We start from the raw sequence: 22,051 nt of genomic DNA, 5'->3' as shown, positions 1-22,051 counted from the left end.
GGGCGTCCTTTCATACCAATCTCAGTTGATAGAAACCGAACGGATGGCTTGTTCCTGTTTGCAGTCAAGGCGCGTTGTTGAAGACGGCCTGGCCGGCCGTTCAAGCAGCGCAACGCCCGACAGAGGATCACGACCCGAGCAAGGCGTCCAGTTTGCCAGACCGGTCCAGATCATGCAGATCATCGCATCCGCCAATATGGGTTTCACCGGCAAAGATCTGCGGAAATGTGTTGCGCCCGTTGGCCCGCTGGACCATGATCTTGCGCAACTCTCCATCAAAGGTTGCATCATATTCCGTGTAGGTTACGCCTTTCTTGTCAAGCAGCCGTTTTGCCGCTGTACAAAAACCGCAGAGCTGCCGCGTGTAGATTTCCACTTCGGCCATTTCAACCGCCCTCTTTCACCTTAAGGAGTTGCCGGTCTTGTTTGCCGGCAAGTATTCAAACCCGGGCGATATATGCGCGCCGGGCGTACAAACACAAGGCCTGACACAACGCAAAGCCGCTCAAAAATGCTCCTGATGTCCTTGCCGGGACGGGTCGGCAAGAGCAAAAGTGAGCACATCGACAGACGCGGCGCCCGCCCCGAGCAGGGTCCGGGTGCAGGCTCTCAAGGTGGAACCCGTCGTAACCACATCATCGACAAGAACAACGTGGCGGCTGGTCAAAAGGGATGCCCTGTTCCGTCCAACCGCAAAGGCGGAGCGCACATTCTTGTGCCGCTCTCCTGCGGACAGGCCCACCTGCTGCCGGGTTCGTTTGATGCGCACCAGAGTGTCCGGTGCAAAGGGGGCGTCACAGGCCTCCGCAATCACCTTTGCGAGGGCGGCCGCCTGATTGAAGCGCCGGGACAAAAGACGCGACCAATGGAGCGGCACAGGCACAAGAAGACTGTCGGGCTGCAGGAAATCGCGGCCCGCCGCCCGCATCCAGAGGCCCATCGGCCGGGCCAGTTCCCGCCGTCCGCCAAATTTCAGCGCAAGCACCAGAGCCTGAGCGGTTCCCTGATAAAAGGCAACCGAGCGCGAGCGCTCAAATGGCGGCGGATCGGCAATCGCGCGCGGGCTCCAGGCCTCCTCTCCGATATCATAGGAAAAGGGCGTGCCGAGCCGGTAGCAGACCGGCTTTTCGATAAAGGACATGGCAGACCAGCAGGCGGGGCAAAGCCCTTCCCCGGTCCCGACCCGCTCATCGCAGCTCAGACACCTTAAGGGCAGCAGAAGATCCAAGGCTCCGCGCGCCAGAGTGCGGGGCAGCGCGGACAGGCAATTTGACATGACCATCGGCGATATACCGCCTTGCGAAAACACCGTTGCCGCCAGCTCCTGGACGGCAGACCAAGCTTTATGGATAGAACCCCATATGATGGCGCATTATCAAGTGAGTTTGGCACAAAGCCGCCCTGAAAGGGCATCTTGAGGGACACTCTCTTTGACGTGTTTGTGCCCATGCCCTATGTCAGCGGCGGATCTCATGCCAAGCGTCAGGATGTCTTGTGAGCGCACAACCGGATCTCTTCGACCGCCGCCTTTTCCGTCAAAGACGCTTGCGGGCTCTGCGGCAGGCAACTGCGGGCGCCGACTTCCTGCTGGCCGAGGTTGCCCGTGATCTGGAAGACCGGCTCCTGGCCGTCACCCGGCGCTTTCCAACCGCTCTGGATCTTGGCGGACACCGCGGCCTGATTTCAAAAGCGCTTGAGGCCTGCGGCAAGGTTGACCGGCTTGTCCGCGCAGATCTCTTTTTCAAAGACCCTGACCTGCCGCCCCCCGGTCTCGTGTGCGATGATGCCCTGCTGCCGTTCAAGGACAAGTCCCTTGACCTGATTGTATCGGCGCTCTCGCTTCACGCCGTCAACGACTTGCCGGGAAGCCTGATCCAGATCCGGCGCGCGCTGGCCCCGGACGGCCTGTTCCTGGCGACGCTGCCGGGTGCAGGAACCTTGAGCGAATTGCGGGACAGTCTGACACGCGCCGAACTGGAGATGACCGGCGGCGCGGCTGCCCGTGTGCTGCCGTTTGCCGATACGCGGGATCTGGGGGGACTGCTGCAACGCGCGGGATTTGCCCTGCCTGTCACCGATCTCGACAGCCTGACCGTGCGCTATGATACGATGTTCGCCTTGCTGCAGGATCTGAGAGCCATGGGCGCCACATCCATCCTGACGGAAAGGCCGGAGCAGCCCCTGTCCCGGGCAACCCTGCTGCGCGCCGCCGACCTTTATGCTCAAAACCATTGCGATGAAGACGGCCGCATCCGGGCGACCTTTGCTCTTGTCACCCTGTCGGGCTGGGCGCCCCATGACAGCCAGCAAAAGCCGCTGCGCCCCGGCTCGGCCCAGTCTCGGCTTGCCGATGTTCTGGGAACCCGGGAAGAAAAACTGTAAGCGAGGGTGTTGTCCGCTACCCGCCCCACCAATTTTGAAAGCGCGGGTTAGCTGCTCGACGTCGCGGCCGTCAACGCGCTCGACAGCACCCCAAAGACATTGTCCCTGAGGGACGTGCCCATGACAGCAAGCCCGGTAATAATTGCCAGACTGATCAAACCGGCGAGCAAGCCATATTCCACGGCCGTCGCTCCGGTCTCGTCTTTCCAGAAACGGGCTGCAACCTGTTTGGCTGCCCTGCAAGTCAATCGCGTCTTCATCATTGTCATCCCCCACCGGTCGGGACGTAAAATGGTTTTCGTCTTTAAACCGCATCAATCAGGTGAGGAATGAGCGGCTCGTCAGCCGCCGGCATGGGATACTCCCTCAATCTGACCGCGCGGACCCACTTCAGGGCCTGGTTCTCCCGTCCCTGGGGAACACCGGACCATTTGCGGCAGATGAACAATGGCATCAGCAAATGAAAATCTTGATAAGCGTGACTCGCAAAGGTCAGGGGGGCGAGACAGGCTTCGTTAACTTCAATGCCGAGTTCTTCCTGAAGCTCCCGGATCAATGTTTCCTCCGGCCTCTCCCCGGGCTCAACCTTTCCTCCGGGGAATTCCCACAGTCCCGCCATGGACTTACCTTCCGGCCGCTGCGCCAGGAGAATCCGGCCATCCGCATCCACAAGCGCACAAGCCGAAACAAGTACAATTTTGGTCATTTCACTCTGTGTCCAATTGTGAGACAGGAAGGAAGACTTTGGAAAGCCTGACGCGCCCATAACCGTCAAGACTGCCTAGCAGGGTCAGCTTCGGTAATCGCCATTAATCGCGACATATTCTTTTGTCAGATCACAGGTCCAGACCACCGACTGACCGCTGCCCAGCCCCAGATCGGCCCGGATGACAATGCCCTCTTCCCGCATCACGGCCGAGGCTGCCTCTTCGCTGTAGTCCGGGTCCCGTTCGCCATCGAGCGCCACCCGCACATCCCCGAACCAGATTGCCAGCCGGTCCCGGTCGGCAGGCTCCCCGGCCTTGCCAACGGCCATGACCACCCGGCCCCAGTTCGCATCCTCTCCGGCCACGGCGGTTTTCACGAGCGGGGAATTGGCAATGGCGAGCGCAATCGTTTTTGCCGACGCATCACTTGTGGCGCCGGTCACACGGACCTCGACAAATTTGCGCGCGCCCTCCCCGTCCCGCACAATCTGCTGGGCAAGGTCCTGCATGACATCCCGCAAGGCCGCCCGCAGGGTCTCAAGACGCGGATCGTCCAGAGAGGTGACCGGTGCGATACCACGCGCCTCTGCCTTGCCCGTGGCAAACAAGAGCACCGTGTCCGAGGTCGACGTATCACTGTCAACGGTCACCGCATTGAAACTGTCCCCGGTCTCGCCGCTCAGGAGAGCCTGCAGCACCGTCTGGGAGATCGGCGCGTCGGTGAAGAGGAAGGACAGCATGGTCGCCATGTCCGGCGCGATCATGCCCGCGCCCTTGGCAATCCCGTTGATCGTGACCACTTCACCATCCAGATCAATCCGGGCAGTGGCCACTTTCGGATAGGTATCGGTTGTCATAATGGCCTTGGCCGCGTCCATCCAGAGCGTGCCATCCTGCCCGCCGACAAGGTCCGTGACCACGCCGCCGAATTTCCCGGCAGGCAGTGGCTCTCCGATCACGCCCGTGGAGGCCAGGAAGATTTCGTCCTGGGAACAGTCCAGCGCTTCAGCCACGATCCGCGCAGACAGGTCAACTGCATCCGCGCCTTTCTTGCCGGTAAACGCATTGGCGTTGCCGGAATTCACCAGCAGAGCCCGCGCCGTTCCGCCCGGCAGTTTCGCCTTGCACCAATCGACGGGAGCAGACGGGCATTTCGACCTGGTGAACACTCCGGCCACCGCAGTACCTTTTGAAAGCATCGCCAGCAGCACATCCGTCCGCCCCTCATATTTCAGGCCGGCGGCAGCCGTTGCGAAGGTCACCCCTTCCAGCGGCGGCAGGTCCGGATAGGATTTGGGAGCAAGTGGAGAAACGGTCGTGGACATGGCTGAGGTCCCGGTAAACTGAAGAGTTCAGCAGTCCATAGAGAGCGCCTTGGGCAAGCGCAAGTCTTTTCAAGCGCAGCTCAGACAGCTCAGAGCCCGCAGCGGCCGCTAAGACCTGGCCCGGCGGTTCCCCGCCGGGCTGGCACCGGTTTGTTGACGCTTATTCGCTCTTTTCGCCGTCACTGTCGGCTTCGGCGGCCGGCTGGGCAAGCGCGGAATCGAGCACCTCAACCTTGATGGCATCTTTCAGCTCGGCCATCTTGGCTTCGTAGCGCTCGCGCACCAGCTGCTGCCGCAGCTCTTTGGACACGGCTTCAAGGGCCGGCTTTTCCTGACGGCGCTTGTCTTCCACCTTGATCACATGCCAGCCGAACTGGGTCTCAACCGGCTCCTTGGTGTAGTCGCCCGGCGCCAGTGCGAAAGCCGCCTCTTCAAACGGCTGGACCATCTGGCCTTTTGTGAAATAGCCAAGGTCACCACCATTGGGGCCGGACGGGCCCGTTGATTTTTCCTTGGCCAGCTCCGCAAAATCCGCGCCCCCGTCCAGCTCCTTGATCACGGCTTCGGCTTCCGCCTTGTCCTTGACCAGAATGTGCCGGGCCTGGATTTCTTCCGGACCTTCAAAATCGGCGAACTGCTTGTCATAGGCCGCCTTCAGATCGTCTTCGGAGATCCCGCCATCGACCTTCTGGGCCAGATAGGCGTTGCGCAGTGCCTGCATCTCCAGAAATTCCAGCTGCTTCTGGAAGTCCGGGTCCTTGTCGATGCCGTCCTTGCGGGCGGCTTGGGCAAGGAGCTCCATATCAACCACCACATCCAGCAGGATCTGACGCCATTGCGCCGGCGGGAAGCGCTGCAACTGCTGCCCCAGGTCCTTGGCAGCAAAAGCGATGTCGGCTTCGGTGATTTCCTGATCACCGACCTTGGCCACCACATCGTCCGGTTCGGCTGCCTTCAGCGAAACGGATCCGAGCGTCACGGCCAGAAGGGAAACGGCAACAGCCTGAACGGGCCTGCGCATCGAAATTCGGAACATAAGAAGTCCTTTACCTATGGGAACGGTCTCTTTATTGCCCTCAATCTTCAGGGCGGGGGTACTTTGCCTATTCCAGCAGCGTTGACAAGCTTAGAGCCCCCTCTTATCTGTCGGGCGGTCCTGCTCTTGAGCCGGATGGCATCTTTAAGGCCGCGTTTTCCGGCCGGGCGATCTGCCCGGCGGGACCGTGGACAGCAATTGAGACGATTTCATGGGCGCGCGCCAGATTGCCATTGAGCGCCGCCCGGTAAGGAAGGACCGCCACATGGCTGGCCTTGGCGCTTTAGCACGTAAGCTTTTCGGTTCGTCAAACGACCGCAGAATCAAGACATTCCGGGCAAAGGTCGAGGAGATCAACGCCCTGGAGGCAGAAACTCAGGCCCTTTCGGATGACGCCCTGAAAGCGCGCACCGCCGAATTCCGCAGCCAGCTCGAGAGCGGCGTAAGCCTTGACGACATTCTCGCCCCCGCATTTGCAACAGTCCGCGAAGCCGCCCGGCGCGCCCTGGGACAGCGCCACTATGATGTGCAGCTGATCGGTGGCATGGTGCTCAATTCGGGTCAGATCGCCGAAATGCGCACGGGGGAAGGCAAGACGCTTGTGGCCACCGCGCCGGTCTACCTGAACGCGCTGACAGGCAACGGTGTTCATGTGGTCACCGTGAACGACTATCTGGCCCAGCGTGACAGTGACTGGATGGGCCAGGTCTATCGCTTCCTCGGCCTGACCGTCGGCTGCATCACCCACGGCCTGTCCGACGAGGAGCGCCGCGCGGCCTATGCAGCCGATGTCACCTATGGCACCAACAATGAGTTCGGCTTCGACTACCTCCGGGACAATATGAAGCATGACCGGGCCTCGATGGTGCAGCGCAGCCATTCCTATGCGATCGTCGATGAGGTCGATTCGATCCTGGTGGACGAGGCCCGCACCCCGCTGATCATTTCCGGTCCTTTGGAAGACCGGTCCGAATTCTACAACACCGTTGATGCCTTCATCCCCCAACTGGCGGAAGAGGATTTCGAGCTCGACGAAAAACAGCGCTCGGCCACCTTCACCGAAGCAGGCAACGAGAAACTGGAAGCCCTGCTCAGCGACGCCGATCTTCTGAAGGGCGGCTCCCTTTATGATGTCGAGAACGTGTCGGTCGTTCACCACCTGCAGCAGGCCCTGAAGGCCCACAAGCTGTTCCAGCGTGACAAGGATTATATTGTCCGAAACGGCGAAGTCGTTATCATTGACGAATTCACAGGCCGCATGATGCCGGGCCGCCGGTTCTCCGAAGGCCTGCACCAGGCCCTGGAAGCGCGCGAGAAAGTGCGCATCCAGCCCGAGAACCAGACCCTGGCCTCCATCACCTTCCAGAACTATTTCCGCATGTATGACAAGCTCGCGGGCATGACTGGAACGGCGGCGACGGAAGCGGACGAATTCGCGGATATTTACAAGCTGGAAGTGGTCGAAATTCCGACCAATGTCACCGTCAAACGGATTGACGACGACGATGAGGTCTACCGCACGGTCCAGGAAAAATTCAACGCCATCGTCAAGCTGATCGATGATTGCAAGGAGCGGGGCCAGCCAATCCTGGTGGGCACGACCTCGATCGAGAAGTCCGAGCTTCTGGCCGAAATGCTGAAGAAACACGGCTACAAACAGATCGATCTCAGCGACCCGGCCGCCTTTGCCGCCGCTCAAAAGAAGGACGATGGCAAGTCCAAGATCTTTGCGGTCCTGAACGCCCGTTATCACGAACAGGAAGCCTTCATCGTTTCCCAGGCAGGCCTGCCCGGCGCCGTGACCATTGCCACCAACATGGCCGGCCGCGGCACCGACATCCAGCTCGGCGGCAATGCGGACATGCAGATCGCAATGGAGCTGGGGGACATGCCCGAAGGCGAAGAGCGCAGCACGAAAGAAGCCGCGATCCGCTCGGAAGTTGAGGCTCTGAAGGAAAAGGCGCTTCAGGCCGGCGGCCTCTATGTGATCGGCACCGAGCGCCATGAAAGCCGCCGCATCGACAACCAGCTGCGCGGCCGGTCCGGCCGCCAGGGGGACCCGGGCCATTCCAAGTTCTTCCTGTCGCTTCAGGACGATCTGATGCGCATTTTTGGCTCCGAGCGCATGGATTCCATGCTTCAGAAACTCGGGCTGGAAGAAGGCGAAGCCATTATCCATCCCTGGATCAACAAGGCGCTGGAAAAGGCCCAGCAGAAGGTTGAAGCCCGCAACTTCGACATCCGCAAGAACCTCCTGAAATTCGATGACGTGATGAACGACCAGCGCAAGGTGGTCTTTGAGCAGCGTATCGAGCTGATGGACAGCGAGGCCATCCAGGACGCGGTCACGGACATGCGCCACGATGTGATTGACGATCTGGTCGCCAACCACATTCCCGAACGCGCCTATCCCGAACAGTGGAACACTGAAGGTTTGCAAGAAGAGGTGGGCAAATACCTGAACCTGGATCTTCCGGTCAAAGACTGGGCAGCGGAAGAAGGCATTGCCGAAGAAGAGGTGAAAGAGCGCCTGCGCCGGACTGCCGACGAGGCCATGGCCCAGAAGGTGGCCAAATACAGCCCGGACATCATGCGCCAGGTCGAAAAGACGATCCTGCTGCAGACCCTCGACAATCTGTGGCGCGAGCATCTGGCCAATCTGGATCACCTGCGCTCGGTCATCGGGTTCCGGGGCTACGCCCAGCGTGACCCGCTTCAGGAATACAAGACCGAAGCTTTCACCCTGTTTGAATCCATGCTTGCGCAATTGCGCCAGATGACCACGGCCCAGCTGCTGCGGGTCGAGCTGGTGACAGAACAGCCGCCGCAAATGCCGGACGAACCGGAAATGCATGCCCACCACATCAACCCGCTGACCGGGGAAGACGAAATGGCTGCAGCTGACGCCCAGCTCCGGAATGTGCCGCCGGGCGAACGCGATCCGCAAGATCCGTCCACCTGGGGCAAAGTCGGCCGCAACGAGCCCTGCCCCTGTGGATCCGGCAAGAAATACAAGCACTGTCACGGGGCGCTCGTCTGAGCCTGCCCTTTGTCTGACACGCAAGAAGCGCCGGCGTATCCTTCAAAATGCGCCGGCTTTTTTGCGCCTTGCAAAGAACGTGTGCGCAAACCGTTCTCCGCAGGGCTGGTGTTTTGCCCGAATCTGCTGCAGTTTGCGCGAAATCCAATCGCTGACTGCACATCCGGCATCTTCATGAACCAGACGGCCGCTTCAAAACTTTATATCTCCCGCCGCGAAGGCATCCGCCCGGCGGCCCCGATGCTCAGCGTCATCGTCCCCGTTTTCAACGAAGAAGACGTGATCGGCCATTTTCTGGACGCCACCCTGCCGGTTCTAAAAACGTCCGGGCTGCCTTACGAATATGTCTTCATAGATGACGGCAGCCGGGACAAGACTGCAGATATCATCTCCGCCAAACTGTCCGGGGGCCTGCCCGGACGTCTTCTGGGCCTGTCCCGGAATTTCGGCAAGGAAGCCGCGCTCTCGGCCGGTTTGGAAGCGGTCAAGGGGGACATCGCGGTCATCATGGATGCGGATCTGCAGGACCCGCCCGAGCTGATCCTTGACATGCTCGACGGCTGGCGCTCCGGCTATGACGTCATTTATGGCCTGAGGGTCGACCGGTCATCCGACACGCTGATGAAACGGTCTACCGCGAACCTGTTCTACAAACTCTTCAACCGGCTCGCCAATATCGACATGCCGGCCAATGCCGGGGATTTCCGGCTGATCGACCGGGCTGTCATCGATGCCCTTTTGCGGCTGCCGGAGCGCAGCCGGTTTATGAAGGGCCTGTTTGCCTGGGTTGGCTTTCCCTCCATGGCACTTCCCTATGAGCGCCCGCCGCGCAAGGCCGGAAGCGGCAAGTTCAACTACTGGAAGCTGTGGAATTTTGCGCTGGACGGGCTGACCAGTTTCACCACCATGCCACTGCGGATCTGGTCCTATGGCGGCGCCCTGATTTCCTGCGGCGCTTTCGCCTATGCCCTGTTCCTGATCCTGCAAGTGAGCATTTTTGGCGTCGATGTGCCGGGCTATGCCTCGCTCATGGTAGCCGTGCTGTTTTTTTCCGGGGCCCAGCTTCTGTCCATCGGCATGATCGGCGAATATGTCGGCCGCCTCTTCAGCGAATCCAAACAGCGTCCAGTCTATATTCTGCAGGATGTCATCGAAGGCCAGCCCGGCACTCCGGCAAGCCAAAGTACCAACGAAGCGCAAACGGACGATCCGGCTGCCACTGCCTCCAGCAAGGACACACATGCTGGCTGATGCGAACCGGCAACGCCTGAAGACCGAAACCGCCGCCGCCGGAAAATTTGCCATTGTCGGCGTGGTGGCCACCCTCACCCATGCGGTGGTCGCCTCAGGACTCTTCAAGAGCGGGCTGCTGCCGGTGGTCCCATCCAACATTGGCGGGTTTCTGGCCGCCTTCACGGTCTCCTTCAGCGGCCACTATTTCTGGAGCTTCAGCCACCTGAAACGCGCCGGAACCTTTTTGAAAACCATTGTCCGCTTCCTGATCATCTCGGTGAGCGGTTTTGCCTTGAATTCCACAATTCTGGCGCTGTGGCTCACCTTTGCCCCCTGGCCGAAGATCTACGGCCTCTGGCTGGCCATTGCGGTTGTGCCCGCCTTTTCGTTTCTAGGCGCCCGGCTCTGGGCTTTTTCGCACCGGTCCGCAGATCCCGCCGCCGACCCTCTTGCCCCTGAAGATCCCTGACCATGACAAAGCTTTCCGGTGCGCAGGCGGCCTTGCTCTATGCTGTTTGCGTCTGTCTGCTCTATGGCCTTGTGCCCAGCCTGACCTTTCCCGGCCCGCCGCTGGATGTGGTGGAAGGCTTTGCCTGGGGGCGGGAACTTCAGCTCGGCTATACCAAACATCCCCCCATGCAGGCCTGGCTGCTGGAAGCAACCTACTTTCTGTCCGGCGGCCATTATTTCGGGGGCTACTGGCTAAGCGCCCTGTCCGCCGGTCTCGGTTATTTCTTCATCTGGCAGCTCGCCCGCCGTCTCGGCATGAACCAGCAACAAGCCTTCTGGGCGCTGGTGCTGACCAGCGTCACCTTCTACTTCACTCTGCCGATGCCGGAGTTCAATCCAAACATCCTGCAGATCCCGGTCTGGAGCGGCATGATCCTGCTGTTCTGGCGTGTTCTGGAGAAGGACCGGCTGAGCGACTGGCTGCTTCTGGGCATAGTGGCAGCCTTCGGACTGTATACGAAATATTTCGTGATGCTTCTGATCGGCACGATTGGGCTTTATATGCTGGTCTTCGCAGAGGCCAGACGGCTCCTCAGGCGGCCCGGCCCCTGGCTGTGTGCGCTGGTCTGCCTCATTCTGCTGGTGCCCCATTTCCTATGGCTTTTGAAAACCGGTTTCCTGACCCTCGACTATGCGGCCAGCCGCAGCAAACCCGCGTCTTCACTGATCGGTCACGTCTACAACCCGCTGAATTTCCTCGCAGCCCAAATCGGAAACCACGCAGGCCTCTTTCTTGTCGGTCTGACCGGATTCGGCTGGGCGGGCCTCAAACATTTCCGCTCCGACCGGCCCGCCCAGGCCGTGCCACTGGCCCCGCCCGGCGACCGGTTCCTGCTTTGGTTCGCCTTCCTGCCACTGGCCGTTGTTCTCTTGGCCTCCGCGCTGACCGGAAACGAGTTTGAGCACATGTGGGGCACGCCGATGTTTGTCCTGTCCGGGATCATTGCCGTAAGGTTCGCTGCCCTCCCGGGCCTGTGGGCCTTCCCCAGACGCGCCCTTGCCGCCGCCCTCGCCATTCAGGCGCTTTTCCTCGGCATCTTTGCCGGACAGGCCGTACTCGAACCCTATTGGAAGGAAAAACAGACCCGCATGCACTATCCGGCCCAGGCGGTTGCAGAAACGCTGGCGAAAGTCTGGCACACAGAGATGGGCACGGATCTGGCCTATGTGGCCGGTGACATGTGGTCCGCTGCAAATGTCACGCTCTATGCGCCCGGACGGCCCTCCATGTTCTATCTGCACAGCCGCCGTCTCAGCCCCTGGATTGCGTTTGAGGATGTGCAGACAAAAGGCCTGATGATCGTCTGGCGGGGCGACAGGGACCGGCCCCTCAACGAAGTGCTTGCCTATTATCCCAAGGCGGTCCGCCAGGGCAGCCAGACCTTCCGCTATCTCTCCGGGGCGGCCATCCCTCCCGTCCGGGTGAACTGGGTCATCATTCCTCCGGGCAAGGTGGCCAAAGCGCCGGTCCAATAGACAACGCCGGGCGCATCCTGTCTGATCTTTCTGCGATCCGGGTGCTCAGATCATAGCAAACTGGCAAAAGTGTCAAAAAACTTACATGGTTAAGCTGTTCACACTCTGGGAGAGATGACTCTCTGCCTGTTGACACAAGACTGACCGGCATGTGCCCGAAAGGCATCATTCTTGTTGCGGCAGACCGAGGTTCATGGATGTGAGTTTTGATAAGGACTGATGGATGACCGAGGACAGCGCAAAGAGCTGGGTTGAGGCCGAATGGGCCGATTCCCTTGATGAAGAACTGGAAATGGAAATTGACGACGGTCTCGTTGCCAGGGACCTGCAGTTCATTTCGGACAAGAAGCACAAGTCCCCTATCGACCGGAGCACCTATTTCCATGAATTGCTCCGCCTGCAGGCGGAACTGGTCAAGCTTCAGGACTGGGTGCAGCATACGGGGGAGAAGATCGTCATTGTCTTTGAAGGCCGGGATGCGGCCGGCAAGGGCGGCGTGATCAAACGGATCACCCAGCGTCTCAACCCCCGGGTCTGCCGGGTTGTTGCGCTGCCAGCTCCGACCGAGCGGGAAAAGAGCCAGTGGTATTTCCAGCGCTATGTGCCTCATCTGCCAGCGGCAGGGGAAATCGTCCTGTTTGACCGGTCCTGGTACAACCGTTCCGGGGTGGAGCGGGTGATGGGCTTTGCCAGCGAAGATCAGGTGGAGCAGTTCTTCAACGATGTCCCCGAATTCGAACGCATGATCGTGCGCTCCGGCGTCCGGCTGATCAAATACTGGTTCTCTATTACGGATGAAGAGCAGCAGCTGCGCTTCCTGATGCGCATCCATGATCCCTTGAAACAGTGGAAACTGTCGCCGATGGACCTGGAATCGCGCATCCGCTGGGAAGACTATACCAAGGCCAAGGAAGAGACGTTCGAGCGCACCAATATTCCTGAAGCCCCCTGGTTCATCGTGGAAGGCAATGACAAGAAACAGGCCCGGCTGAACTGTATCAGCCACCTTCTGTCACAAATGCCTTACGAAGAGGTGCCCCACGATCCGATTTCCCTGCCTGAGCGGCGTTTCAACCCGGACTATGAGCGCAAAGTGCTGCCCGAACACCTCTACGTTCCGCAGAAATTCTGACGCCTTTGACCCAACGACACAACCGTGATCTCCCGGCCCTTGCGGGCCGGGATTTTTCATGCGACCTCAAGACCAAGATATAAAGGATTTCAAGACCGGCGAGGTCCGGGGCACGGGAGGCAGTATCATGAACGGCAGCAAAGTCCGCTGGGGCATCATCTCAACTGCAAAAATCGGCCGGGAAAAGGTTGTTCCCGGCATCAAGGCATCCCGGACAGGGCAGGCGGCGGCGATTGCCTCGCGCGATCTCGGCCGTGGCCGCAAGGCCGCAGAGGCACTAGGGATCGGCAAGGCCTATGGCTCCTATGAAGAACTGTTCGCCGACCCTGATATTGACGCGGTCTATAACCCGCTGCCGAACCACATGCATGTGCCGGTAACCCTTCAGGCCGTGGCCGCCGGCAAACATGTTCTGTGCGAAAAACCTGTTGCCCTGAGCGCCCGTGAGGCCAAGGCGCTGCTGGAGCTTCCCAAGGACCGGCTGGTGGCCGAAGGCTTCATGGTGCGCGCCCATCCACAATGGATCCGCGCCCGCGAGATTGTCAGGTCGGGGGAACTGGGTGAGCTGAAATCCATCCAGGGCTTTTTCAGCTATTTCAACGCTGATCCGGACAATATCCGCAACCGGGCGGATATGGGCGGCGGCGCCCTGATGGATATCGGCTGCTACACCATGCTGGCAGGCCGGTATTTCTTTGACGCCGAACCGCAGCGGGCGGTCTCCCTGATGGACCGGGACCCGGCTTTTGGCACGGACCGCCTGACCAGCGCACTTCTGGATTTCGGCAGCGGGCGGCAGCTTGCCTTTACCGTCTCCACGCAGCTGACGCCGTATCAGCGACTCCAGCTTGTGGGCACGCGCAAGCGGCTGGAAATCCTCATCCCCTTCAACGCGCCGCAAGGCGAGGCCGTCAAGCTGCGCCTCGACAATGGCAGCGGCTTTGCCGACGCCAGCGCCGAGACAGAGACCATCGCGCCTTGCGACCAGTATGGCGAGCTGATCGACGTGTTCGGGCGGGCCGTGACCGGCAAGGCTCCCCTTCCCTACGGTGTGGAGGACGCAGTTCAGAACATGAAAATCCTGGATGCGGTCTTTGCCTCTGCGGAAAAAAGTTCCTGGGTGGAGATCCGTTAGTCACCTGAAACAGAAGTTCGTCACATATCCCGGCACGCTCCGAACGAACTTCAGACTAAACAAAGTGACTGACAAGAGATTGTTTATATTGTGGTTTTCGAATTTGAAATCCGCTCCGGCGGTTCCTGCTAAAATGAGGCCTATTTCAAATTCACCACACTGGACCCGCGCCCTTTTGAACGCCACGAAGACCCGCTAGGGTACGGCCCAACAAGAGAGGCCGACCTGAAGCCCTGATCAGAAACTGGAGTGCAGATGAGCGGATTGCTTGCCCTATTGGATGATGTTGCCGCGATTGCCAAAGTTGCGGCCGCGTCCATGGATGACGTTCTCAGCCAGGCCGCTAAAGCCGGTTCCAAGGCGGCCGGGGCGGTGATCGATGATGCGGCCGTCACACCAAAATATGTGACTGGTTTCAAGCCCGCACGGGAAATTCCGATCGTCTGGCGTATTGCCCGGGGCTCGCTCAAGAACAAGCTCCTGTTCCTGTTGCCCGCCGGGCTGCTGCTCAATGAATACCTGCCCTGGATGATCACGCCGCTATTGATGCTGGGCGGGTCTTATCTATGTTTTGAAGGCGCGGAAAAGATCCACCACCTGTTCGCGGCCAAACAGGACCACGGCCCGGCGGACAGGCCACTGGAAGAAGCAGTCGATGCGGTGCACCTGGAAGAGCAGCGTGTCTCCGGGGCCATCAAGACCGATTTCATTCTATCCGCCGAGATCATGACGATCGCCCTGTCGGAAATTCCCCAAAGCACGCTTTGGATGGAAGCGGCCACTCTGGCCGTTGTCGCTTTCGGCATCACTGTGATGGTCTATGGCTCGGTGGCCCTGATCGTGAAGGCCGACGATTTTGGCCTGATGCTGTCCACCCGCAGCCGTCTGGCCGCCCTGAGGGCCCTCGGCCGGGGGATCGTGACGGCCATGCCCGGATTTTTGAAGCTCCTCATGACCGTCGGAACCGCCGCCATGCTGTGGGTTGGTGGTGCCATTGTCATTCACGGGCTAAAGGCCCTTGGCGTGAAGCAACCTTATGGGCTGATCCATGACATCGCTCATGCGGCTGCGCACGCGATCGGCTATGCGGAAGGGTTCGTGACCTGGGCCGTTACCGCATCCCTCGACGGCTGCTTCGGGCTGCTGCTGGGCTTGATCCTGATCCCGGTTGTCAGCAAAGTCATCCAACCGGTCTGGTCACTCTTCCGCAAAAAACCGGCTGATGTCGGCGGACATTGAGGCCGATTTAGGCTGATCAAAGCGGCCATGGGGCGAAGCGAGCCGCTTCAGTACACGTCACAGGTGTGCTTAGGTTGTAATTTCTGTCGAGAGCCCCCTGAAAATCCGTTTATTTAATTAACAAATAAAAGTTTTTACATCAGATAACCTTAGGTTATTTTGAGGTTATCAGTCGTGAAGTGTTCAAAAGATTGGATGAAGAGCCTTTTGCCAACTATGGCTTTGGCGGTTGGTCTCACCCTCATGACCGCGCCAGGTCACGCAGCCCCGGCAAGTTGTGCCGTAACGGGCAAGGGAAAGTCCGGAGCAACGTTCACGCTGACCGACGCCACTCAGGCCTATTGCAGCACAAAAAATGACAAGATCAGCAACACTGACACCCTGTTCGGATTCACCGGCTGGTCTCTGGCGGGCAAGAATGATGACGCAACCGCAGGCACCGGAAAAATCACATTTACGACGGCACCGGCCAACGGGCTCAAAGAAGGCTTCTGGACGCTCGACACGCTGGCAGGTCTGAGCTCCATTGTGATCACCCTGAAAGCCGGGGATGGATTTGCCGCCTTTCTTCTGGATCTGACCGGAACAACCCCGCTCTCCGGAACCTGGGAGGCATCGAAAGACCTCTCCCATGCGTCCATCTATTATACGGGCAGCCCCCGCTCCGTGCCCCTGCCCGCAACGGCCCTGTTGCTGGTGTCCGGCGTGGCCGGGATTGGCCTTCTGGCCCGCCGCCGCAAGCAGACTTATCGCACGATGCTCTAGGCGGCGTCTGCATTTAAATGGTTTCAAACCGTTTTGTCTTTTGCGTTGAAATCTCTGATTTCAGGCAGCGAAAGGCAAACCCGATTAATCGTGACACGCTATAAGACCTCCCGCTCTGCTCCGGCGACCGAAAGGCGTTCATAAAAAAACCCCGCACCGAGCGGGGTTTTACTTACTTTAAACCATATGCGGCAAGCAGACTATTTCAGCGGCGCCAGCACCATGACCATCTGACGGCCTTCGAGCTTCGGTGCGGATTCGACCTTGGCGATTTCCGACGTCTCTTCGCGCACCTTGTTCAAAAGGTTCATGCCGAGATCCTGGTGCGCCATTTCACGGCCGCGGAACCGGAGGGTGACCTTCACCTTGTCGCCTTCGTTGAAAAAACGCAGCATACTCTTCATCTTCACGTCATAGTCATGCGTGTCGATATTCGGACGCATCTTGATCTCCTTGATCTCGACGGTCTTCTGTTTTTTGCGGGCTTCTGCTGCTTTCTTCTGGGCCTGGTATTTGTACCGGCCATAATCCAGGATCTTGCAGACCGGCGGATTGGCATTGGGCTGGATTTCAACCAGATCCAGGCCTGCATCCAACGCGATATTCATCGCTTCTTCGGTCGCCACAACGCCACGGTTAGCGCCTTCATGATCAATCAACTGGACTTCGCGAACGCGAATTTCTTGGTTAGTGCGCGGGCCTTCCTTCGTAGGGGGCGGGGCGCGGAACGGACGGCGAATGGTCGCAATCTCCTCTATCGTTTCAACAAGCACCAGAACGGGCTCTTTTCAAGATGCACAAAAGGCCTCGGAACGCATGTACCAAGGTCTCTGTTGCATCTGTCCTAGCGCATCCGTCAAATTCCCGCGAAACCGGCAAAAAGTCAACCGAAATCAGCGTTTTCGACAATGTACGCCATAAAGTGACGTAGCAGCCTCCTGCAAGCCCGGCCCGCCCGGATAAAGCCACCACCTGTTGTAATGTCCTGAAAAATATCACAAGTAAGAACAGAATAGATCATTTAGTGAAGGAAATGTCCGTTGGACGGCGGAAAATTCGTGTTTCAGCTGCTGAAGATCGTCTGCGGGTTTCTCGCAGCGCTCATTTCCTGCGGCCTCTTCCTCTCCTGGGGTTTTTTCAGGGCCACCGATCCGGGCAGCGACCCCATTGCCTTTGCCACCATGGTCGGCAGTGGGCTGATCGGGGCAAGTGTCGTCGGCGCAGCTGTTCTGGTCCCAGCCGGTGTCCTGATCACTATTGCAGAACTGGCCCGCCTGCGCAGCATCATATTCCACCTGGCTGCAAGCGGGGCCATAGCCTTTCTGATCTGGACCTTCGGCTCTGCGGCCGGCATTGGCGGCCTGCGGCCGGGAAGTGTCGTGGCACTGGCCGCCGGATTTTGTGCCGGTCTGGTCTATTGGATCATTGCAGGGCGCACGGCAGGGTGCTGGATGGCAAACAGGCCTGCGGACAATGCCCCAGGTAAGATCGACACCTCAGACGCCTGATATCAGTTGATATTGGCATAGGAGAATCCGGCCCCCCGCTAGAGAGTGTCCTCTTTCAGGGCCTCACGCGCCGCATGGTAATGGTCGTCGCGCATGTGCGAGCGGATCATCGCGATTGCAGCCATCAGCACCGTTGCATCATCGCCAAAGCCGACACCTATGATGAAATCCGGGATCGTGTCCAGAGGCAGGACAAAATAGGCAAGGGCCGCCAACACGGTTGCCCGCACCTTGGCCGGGGTCGCGGGATCAAGCGCGCAGTAATAGCCCGCCACCACATCTTCCATGAACGGAACCTGCCGGGCCGCCTTGCAGGCGGTGGCCAGCAGTTTCTGGCGCACGGTTGTCTTCTGCTCGTCTTCAGGCCCCAGATATTCCGGATCAAAGCCCAGTTCTTCAAATGACGAAGAAGACGCCATATGCACTCTCCCGTTTTCCAATAACCTAACTATGTGGGGGCGCAAGGGCAGAAATTCAAATCCGCCCCATGTGCAACGCACGGGAAAGGCTCTTCAAGCGTGTCATACCAACCTAGATAAATACGAGCCTGTTGGAGGGGGTTTTCAGGTTCGAGGGCAAGAGAAGGTGCGCAGATCAGCCTGGCTGGCCGGTCAAGCAGCGTGATACAGCCCCCGACAGCCCCCAGCTTTCAGGCATTCCCACGGGTTTCCAGAAGACGGCGGGCAATCACCTGGGCCTGAATCTCTGCCGCCCCTTCAAAGATGTTCAAGATGCGGGCGTCGCACAAAACCCGGGAAATCTCATATTCCAGGGCAAAGCCGTTGCCGCCGTGGATCTGCAATGCGTTGTCGGCTGCGGCCCAGGCCACCCGGGCCCCAAGCAGTTTGGCCATACCTGCCTCCAGATCGCAGCGCTTGCCGGAATCCTTCTGCCATGAGGAAAAATACGTGAGCTGGCGGGCAATCATCACCTCGGCGGCCATCATGGCCAGCTTGTCGGACACCCGTGGAAATTCGACAAGCGCCTTGCCGAACTGATTGCGCTCCTCCGCATAGCGCAGCCCCAGATCAAGCGCTGCCTGGGCCACACCGAGGGCGCGCGCAGCCGTTTGAATACGGGCGCCTTCAAAGGTCTGCATCAACTGCTTGAAGCCTTCGCCTTCGACCTGCCCCAGCAAGCCGTCCGCGCTGACCTCAAAGCCGTCAAAAGCAATTTCATACTCCTTCATGCCCCGATAGCCGAGCACCTCGATCTCGCCGCCGCTCATGCCCTCAGCCGGGAAAGGGGTCTCGTCCGTGCCGCGCGGCTTTTCCGCAAGGAACATGGACAGGCCCTTGTAGCCGGGCTGTTCCGGATCAGTGCGAGCCAGGAGGGTCATGACATCGGCCCGCACCGGATGGGTGATCCAGGTCTTGTTGCCGTAAATCTTCCAGCTGTCTCCCTCTTTCACCGCCCGTGTCTTTAACGACGCCAGATCGGACCCGGTATTGGGCTCGGTAAAGACGGCCGTTGGCAGGATCTCGCCCGACGCGATCTTCGGCAGCCACTTCTGTTTCTGCGCCTCTGTTCCCCCGCACAGAATCAATTCTGCGGCGATTTCGGACCGGGTGCCCAGGGAGCCGACCCCGATATAGGCCCTGGAGAGTTCTTCGGAGACCACACACATGGCTTCTTTGCCGAGCCCCAGACCACCATACGCCTCCGGAATGGTCAGGCCGAACACACCCAGTTCGGACATCTGGGAAATGACGTTCATCGGAATGTAGTCATTGCTCAGGTGCCACTGATGGGCGTGAGGCGTGACCATATCCTCCGCAAAGCGCCGCATTTCATTGCGGATCTGCTCCATGGTCTCATCCAGACCGGAATCGCCAAACGTGGACTGCCCGGCCTGATCCCGGATCAGAGTCGTGATCTGCGCCCTCAAAGCCGGAAGGGAGCCCGCCTCGATCAGGGCGTCAATTTCCGCGCTGCGCGCGCTCCTGGTCTCATCACCCGTGAGCCCCAGATCCGCAAGGCGTACTATCTCGCCCTGATTCATGGCGATGCCGCCAAAGATCTGCGCCAGATATTCGGCAAAGCCAAGCTGAACCAGCCGCTCCTCCAGCCCCCCGCAGCGCCCTTCGTCGTCCAGCCGCCTCGCATAGGCGTCCAGCTGGCGCAAGGATTCCACATAGGTCGCCATCCAGGCCAGACCGTGGGTGGCCCGCTGCTCCTGCTCCATCAGCCGGGAGGACAGGCGTCCGCCTTCCGTGACCTTCGCGCTCACGCGCTGCGCTGCAAGATCAAGCAGCCGATCCAGGGACCCGATGGCGGTGGCTCTATATTCGCTCAGGCTCTCCGGCGCATCTGCTGCCGTAAGGGCTGCAGGGGACATAGGCGATCTCCGTTTTCATTTGTTGCGTAAATTCGCTTTTTGTTGAAGCTATGTTGCGTCGCACACCCTGATTTGTCGAGCCGGAATTTGTTCTCCTTTTGGAGGGGGGCATTTTTGCCGCCTCCACTCTTGACGGCCCAAGGCCCCGGGGGCCACATCAGGGCCATGGGTGTTCGACAGACATTTGTTTCCGTTTATGCGGTCCTGAAGGACGCAATTGGCCATTTCGCCAGAGACGATGGCTTTGCCATGGCCAGCCATGTCGCTCTGTCCGGCCTCCTGGCGATCTTTCCGTTGCTGATCTTCATCGCCTCCCTGGCCGCCTTTCTGGGCATGACAGGTGCGGCAAACACGGTCTCGGAGCTTGTGTTTGAAGCCTGGCCGGAAACGGTGGCAGCCCCGGTGGTACGGGAAATCAACAATGTGCTCACGGTCCGGCGCGGAGACCTTCTGACTTTTGGTGCCGTGGCCGCCTTATGGTTCGCTTCAAACGGGGTGGAAGCCCTGCGCACGGCCCTCAACCGGGCCTACCGGCAACATGAGCACCGCTCGATCGTGCTGCTGCGGCTTCAGTCTCTCGGGCTGGTGCTCCTGGGGGCGGCCATTCTGCTGTCCTACACGTTTCTGGTGGTTCTCGCTCCGCTCGCGCTTGAAGCCCTGCAGGCCTATGTGCCGAAGGTGGAAGCGTTTCTGCTCTCGATCAATGTGGCCCGCTATTCGATTGCCGGGTCCCTGCTGATTGTCGGCCTGTTTGTCACTCACTGGCTGCTGCCGGCTGGAAAGCGCAGCTTTCAGGACCTGTGGCCCGGGGTGCTGGCAACCCTTGTCATGTGGATCATTGCCGGCAGTGCCTTTGGCGCCTATCTGGCCAGCTTTGCCAATTATGTGTCCACCTATGGGGGCCTCGCCGGGATCATGACCGCGCTGATCTTTCTTTATATCTGCGCGATGGTGTTCATTTTGGGCGGCGAGCTGAACGCATCAATCTCCCGCCAGCGCCGCATCGCGGACCGGCGGAAAACCCGCTCGAAAGCGTCCGCCGAAGCCCCCTCGGCGGGTACTTAGGCCCCGGCGTCCCGAGGCTGCGGGTTCCGGCGGATCACCAGAACCGCTCCAATGATCAGCGCCATGCCGGCGATCTGAACTAGAGACAGGGTTTCGCCGAAGAGCAAATAGCCTTCCACGGCGGTTGCCGCCGGAACCAGGTAAAACAGGCTTGCGACCTGGGAGACCGCGCCGTTGCGAATGAGCAGCATCAGCAACAGGATCGCACCGACAGACAGGACCAGAACCAGCCAGGCCATGGCGAAGATGAGCTCACCCGACCAGATGACCTGCCAGCTTTCGCCAAGCGCAAGCGGGGCCGTGATCGAAAGAGCGCCCACATATTGCCAGACGGTGGCGGCCAGAAGGTCCGTCTTGGGCACAAAACGTTTCTGATAGACCGTGCCGAGGCTGATCGCAGCCACCGACAGCACGACGGCCGACACGGTCGCAACGGTGATGCCGGTGCCGCCCAGATCAAATTTCGGCCCCAAAACCAATCCCAGACCGCAGGCGCCAATCGCCATGCTGAGCCAGTGCCGCTTGCTGACGGTCTCTGACAGAAGCCCCACGGCCATCAAGGCCGTCAGCACCGGCTGCAAACCCACAATGATGGCGGCCGCCCCGGCCGGAAGCCCGTGTTTGATCGCCCAGAAAACCCCGGCCAGGTAGATCCCGTGCACCAGCAGGCCGGTGACAACACAGTGCAGAACCGCCCGCCAGTTGGACGGCCAGGACTTGGACAGGACAAGCGCCAGCAGAAACAGCACAGGCAGGACCAGTGCGAACCGGAGGGTGAGAAACACCATTGGCTCCACATAGGGAGCCCCCAGTTTCGAGCCGATAAATCCGGTTGACCACAACAGGACAAACAGAACCGGAGCGGTTTTGGTCAGAGCGTTCAAAAGAGGCCTCTTGACTGTTCAAGCAGCTGACCAGGCAGGTCTGCCAGGCTCCCAAAGACCAAGACGGGACCGGGGATCCGGCACAAAACCTGAAGGGCAGATCCGGGACATCGGCTGGAAGGCGGGAAAGATCCACGCCGGTCATACGATGGTCGGCCGCCTGCTGCAATCCTCTCTTTGGAGAGGTCCGGCCTGCCCCGCCCGTTTTCCAGAAGAAAGCCGCTCCCCAGACGCGGCGTTTCGCCCTGCTGGCGGCGGGCGGTTCTTCATGCTAGG

The 22,051-nt window shown here is 59.7% G+C and carries 21 protein-coding genes; 11 read left to right on the top strand and 10 right to left on the bottom strand.

Going from position 1 to position 22,051, the window contains the following annotated elements; all coding sequences use genetic code 11:
* Positions 1-127: 127 nt before the first annotated feature.
* Together grxC and ACXAH0_RS23550 are read right to left on the bottom strand one after the other, a co-directional pair.
* Positions 128-385, bottom strand: a complete 258-nt coding sequence (gene grxC, locus ACXAH0_RS23555; protein ID WP_475186017.1) for a glutaredoxin 3 — start codon at positions 383-385, stop codon at positions 128-130.
* A gap of 120 nt (positions 386-505) precedes the next feature.
* The gene (locus ACXAH0_RS23550) at positions 506-1,282 is read right to left on the bottom strand and encodes a double zinc ribbon domain-containing protein (protein ID WP_475195512.1); all 777 of its coding nucleotides are present in this window, start codon (positions 1,280-1,282) and stop codon (positions 506-508) included.
* A gap of 212 nt (positions 1,283-1,494) precedes the next feature.
* Between ACXAH0_RS23550 and ACXAH0_RS23545 the strand changes: the two genes are divergently transcribed.
* Positions 1,495-2,382, top strand: a complete 888-nt coding sequence (locus tag ACXAH0_RS23545) for a class I SAM-dependent methyltransferase (RefSeq protein ID WP_475186012.1) — start codon at positions 1,495-1,497, stop codon at positions 2,380-2,382.
* A 47-nt stretch (positions 2,383-2,429) separates the two neighbouring features.
* On the opposite strand, the gene ACXAH0_RS23540 is transcribed toward ACXAH0_RS23545, so the two are convergent.
* The 4 genes from ACXAH0_RS23540 to ACXAH0_RS23525 form a co-directional block, all read right to left on the bottom strand.
* Positions 2,430-2,645 carry a Flp family type IVb pilin gene (locus ACXAH0_RS23540; RefSeq protein WP_475186011.1) on the bottom strand — a complete coding sequence of 72 codons (216 nt, stop codon included), beginning with the start codon at positions 2,643-2,645 and terminating at the stop codon, positions 2,430-2,432.
* A 41-nt stretch (positions 2,646-2,686) separates the two neighbouring features.
* Complete coding sequence (gene mutT, locus ACXAH0_RS23535; RefSeq protein WP_475186008.1) at positions 2,687-3,088, bottom strand: 8-oxo-dGTP diphosphatase MutT; 402 nt, start codon at positions 3,086-3,088, stop codon at positions 2,687-2,689.
* 84 nt (positions 3,089-3,172) lie between these two features.
* Positions 3,173-4,414 (bottom strand): bifunctional glutamate N-acetyltransferase/amino-acid acetyltransferase ArgJ, encoded by a 1,242-nt coding sequence (gene argJ / locus ACXAH0_RS23530; RefSeq protein WP_475186006.1) that lies wholly within the window; start codon positions 4,412-4,414, stop codon positions 3,173-3,175.
* A gap of 160 nt (positions 4,415-4,574) precedes the next feature.
* Entirely contained in the window at positions 4,575-5,450 is an 876-nt protein-coding gene (locus tag ACXAH0_RS23525) for a peptidylprolyl isomerase (protein ID WP_475186003.1), read from the bottom strand.
* 265 nt (positions 5,451-5,715) lie between these two features.
* On the opposite strand from ACXAH0_RS23525, the gene secA reads away from it, so the two are divergent.
* The 8 genes from secA (at position 5,716) to ACXAH0_RS23485 (ending at position 15,980) form a co-directional block, all read left to right on the top strand.
* Positions 5,716-8,490 (top strand): preprotein translocase subunit SecA, encoded by a 2,775-nt coding sequence (gene secA / locus ACXAH0_RS23520; RefSeq protein ID WP_475186056.1) that lies wholly within the window; start codon positions 5,716-5,718, stop codon positions 8,488-8,490.
* Between the two features lie 174 nt (positions 8,491-8,664).
* Positions 8,665-9,741 (top strand): glycosyltransferase family 2 protein, encoded by a 1,077-nt coding sequence (locus ACXAH0_RS23515; RefSeq protein WP_475185999.1) that lies wholly within the window; start codon positions 8,665-8,667, stop codon positions 9,739-9,741.
* 16 nt (positions 9,742-9,757) lie between these two features.
* Positions 9,758-10,192: a GtrA family protein gene (locus ACXAH0_RS23510; RefSeq protein WP_475186054.1), complete on the top strand. Its 435-nt coding sequence runs from the start codon at positions 9,758-9,760 to the stop codon at positions 10,190-10,192.
* 2 nt (positions 10,193-10,194) lie between these two features.
* Positions 10,195-11,709, top strand: coding sequence for a glycosyltransferase family 39 protein (locus ACXAH0_RS23505; RefSeq protein WP_475195511.1), 1,515 nt, complete (start codon positions 10,195-10,197; stop codon positions 11,707-11,709).
* Between the two features lie 223 nt (positions 11,710-11,932).
* Entirely contained in the window at positions 11,933-12,841 is a 909-nt protein-coding gene (ppk2, locus tag ACXAH0_RS23500) for a polyphosphate kinase 2 (protein WP_475185992.1), read from the top strand.
* Positions 12,842-12,968: 127 nt separating this feature from the next.
* Positions 12,969-13,976, top strand: a complete 1,008-nt coding sequence (locus ACXAH0_RS23495) for a Gfo/Idh/MocA family protein (RefSeq protein WP_475195510.1) — start codon at positions 12,969-12,971, stop codon at positions 13,974-13,976.
* Positions 13,977-14,231: 255 nt separating this feature from the next.
* Entirely contained in the window at positions 14,232-15,215 is a 984-nt protein-coding gene (locus ACXAH0_RS23490; RefSeq protein WP_475185986.1) for a DUF808 domain-containing protein, read from the top strand.
* Between the two features lie 243 nt (positions 15,216-15,458).
* Positions 15,459-15,980 carry a VPLPA-CTERM sorting domain-containing protein gene (locus ACXAH0_RS23485; RefSeq protein WP_475185982.1) on the top strand — a complete coding sequence of 174 codons (522 nt, stop codon included), beginning with the start codon at positions 15,459-15,461 and terminating at the stop codon, positions 15,978-15,980.
* A gap of 200 nt (positions 15,981-16,180) precedes the next feature.
* Here the strand turns inward: ACXAH0_RS23485 and infC are convergent, their stop codons facing one another.
* Positions 16,181-16,720: a translation initiation factor IF-3 gene (gene infC / locus ACXAH0_RS23480; RefSeq protein WP_475186051.1), complete on the bottom strand. Its 540-nt coding sequence runs from the start codon at positions 16,718-16,720 to the stop codon at positions 16,181-16,183.
* 300 nt (positions 16,721-17,020) lie between these two features.
* On the opposite strand from infC, the gene ACXAH0_RS23475 reads away from it, so the two are divergent.
* The gene (locus tag ACXAH0_RS23475; protein ID WP_475185977.1) at positions 17,021-17,488 is read left to right on the top strand and encodes a translation initiation factor IF-3; all 468 of its coding nucleotides are present in this window, start codon (positions 17,021-17,023) and stop codon (positions 17,486-17,488) included.
* 38 nt (positions 17,489-17,526) lie between these two features.
* Here ACXAH0_RS23475 and ACXAH0_RS23470 read toward each other — a convergent pair whose 3' ends face one another.
* A complete protein-coding gene (locus ACXAH0_RS23470) occupies positions 17,527-17,907 on the bottom strand; it encodes a YkvA family protein (RefSeq protein ID WP_475195508.1) in 381 nt (126 codons plus the stop codon).
* A 230-nt stretch (positions 17,908-18,137) separates the two neighbouring features.
* Complete coding sequence (locus tag ACXAH0_RS23465) at positions 18,138-19,826, bottom strand: acyl-CoA dehydrogenase family protein (RefSeq protein ID WP_475195507.1); 1,689 nt, start codon at positions 19,824-19,826, stop codon at positions 18,138-18,140.
* Between the two features lie 165 nt (positions 19,827-19,991).
* On the opposite strand from ACXAH0_RS23465, the gene ACXAH0_RS23460 reads away from it, so the two are divergent.
* The gene (locus ACXAH0_RS23460; RefSeq protein ID WP_475185967.1) at positions 19,992-20,891 is read left to right on the top strand and encodes a YihY/virulence factor BrkB family protein; all 900 of its coding nucleotides are present in this window, start codon (positions 19,992-19,994) and stop codon (positions 20,889-20,891) included.
* Here the strand turns inward: ACXAH0_RS23460 and ACXAH0_RS23455 are convergent.
* Positions 20,888-21,775 (bottom strand): DMT family transporter, encoded by an 888-nt coding sequence (locus tag ACXAH0_RS23455; protein ID WP_475185963.1) that lies wholly within the window; start codon positions 21,773-21,775, stop codon positions 20,888-20,890. The two genes, ACXAH0_RS23460 and ACXAH0_RS23455, sit on opposite strands and share 4 nt — an antisense overlap.
* Positions 21,776-22,051 lie beyond the last annotated feature (276 nt).

The sequence above is a fragment of the Roseibium sp. AWQ4_290 genome (assembly GCF_056160985.1).
The sequence above is the reverse complement of the archived record's forward strand: the minus strand, read 5'-3'. Positions and strand labels throughout refer to the sequence as shown.

Coding starts and splice junctions, on each gene's coding strand:
- grxC (WP_475186017.1), bottom strand. CDS start 385: ATGGCCGAAGTGGAAATCTACACGCGGCAGCTCTGCGGTTTTTGTACA.
- ACXAH0_RS23550 (WP_475195512.1), bottom strand. CDS start 1,282: ATGGTCATGTCAAATTGCCTGTCCGCGCTGCCCCGCACTCTGGCGCGC.
- ACXAH0_RS23540 (WP_475186011.1), bottom strand. CDS start 2,645: ATGATGAAGACGCGATTGACTTGCAGGGCAGCCAAACAGGTTGCAGCC.
- mutT (WP_475186008.1), bottom strand. CDS start 3,088: ATGACCAAAATTGTACTTGTTTCGGCTTGTGCGCTTGTGGATGCGGAT.
- argJ (WP_475186006.1), bottom strand. CDS start 4,414: ATGTCCACGACCGTTTCTCCACTTGCTCCCAAATCCTATCCGGACCTG.
- ACXAH0_RS23525 (WP_475186003.1), bottom strand. CDS start 5,450: ATGTTCCGAATTTCGATGCGCAGGCCCGTTCAGGCTGTTGCCGTTTCC.
- secA (WP_475186056.1), top strand. CDS start 5,716: ATGGCTGGCCTTGGCGCTTTAGCACGTAAGCTTTTCGGTTCGTCAAAC.
- ACXAH0_RS23515 (WP_475185999.1), top strand. CDS start 8,665: ATGAACCAGACGGCCGCTTCAAAACTTTATATCTCCCGCCGCGAAGGC.
- ACXAH0_RS23505 (WP_475195511.1), top strand. CDS start 10,195: ATGACAAAGCTTTCCGGTGCGCAGGCGGCCTTGCTCTATGCTGTTTGC.
- ppk2 (WP_475185992.1), top strand. CDS start 11,933: ATGACCGAGGACAGCGCAAAGAGCTGGGTTGAGGCCGAATGGGCCGAT.
- ACXAH0_RS23495 (WP_475195510.1), top strand. CDS start 12,969: ATGAACGGCAGCAAAGTCCGCTGGGGCATCATCTCAACTGCAAAAATC.
- ACXAH0_RS23490 (WP_475185986.1), top strand. CDS start 14,232: ATGAGCGGATTGCTTGCCCTATTGGATGATGTTGCCGCGATTGCCAAA.
- ACXAH0_RS23485 (WP_475185982.1), top strand. CDS start 15,459: ATGACCGCGCCAGGTCACGCAGCCCCGGCAAGTTGTGCCGTAACGGGC.
- ACXAH0_RS23470 (WP_475195508.1), bottom strand. CDS start 17,907: ATGGCGTCTTCTTCGTCATTTGAAGAACTGGGCTTTGATCCGGAATAT.
- ACXAH0_RS23465 (WP_475195507.1), bottom strand. CDS start 19,826: ATGTCCCCTGCAGCCCTTACGGCAGCAGATGCGCCGGAGAGCCTGAGC.
- ACXAH0_RS23460 (WP_475185967.1), top strand. CDS start 19,992: ATGGGTGTTCGACAGACATTTGTTTCCGTTTATGCGGTCCTGAAGGAC.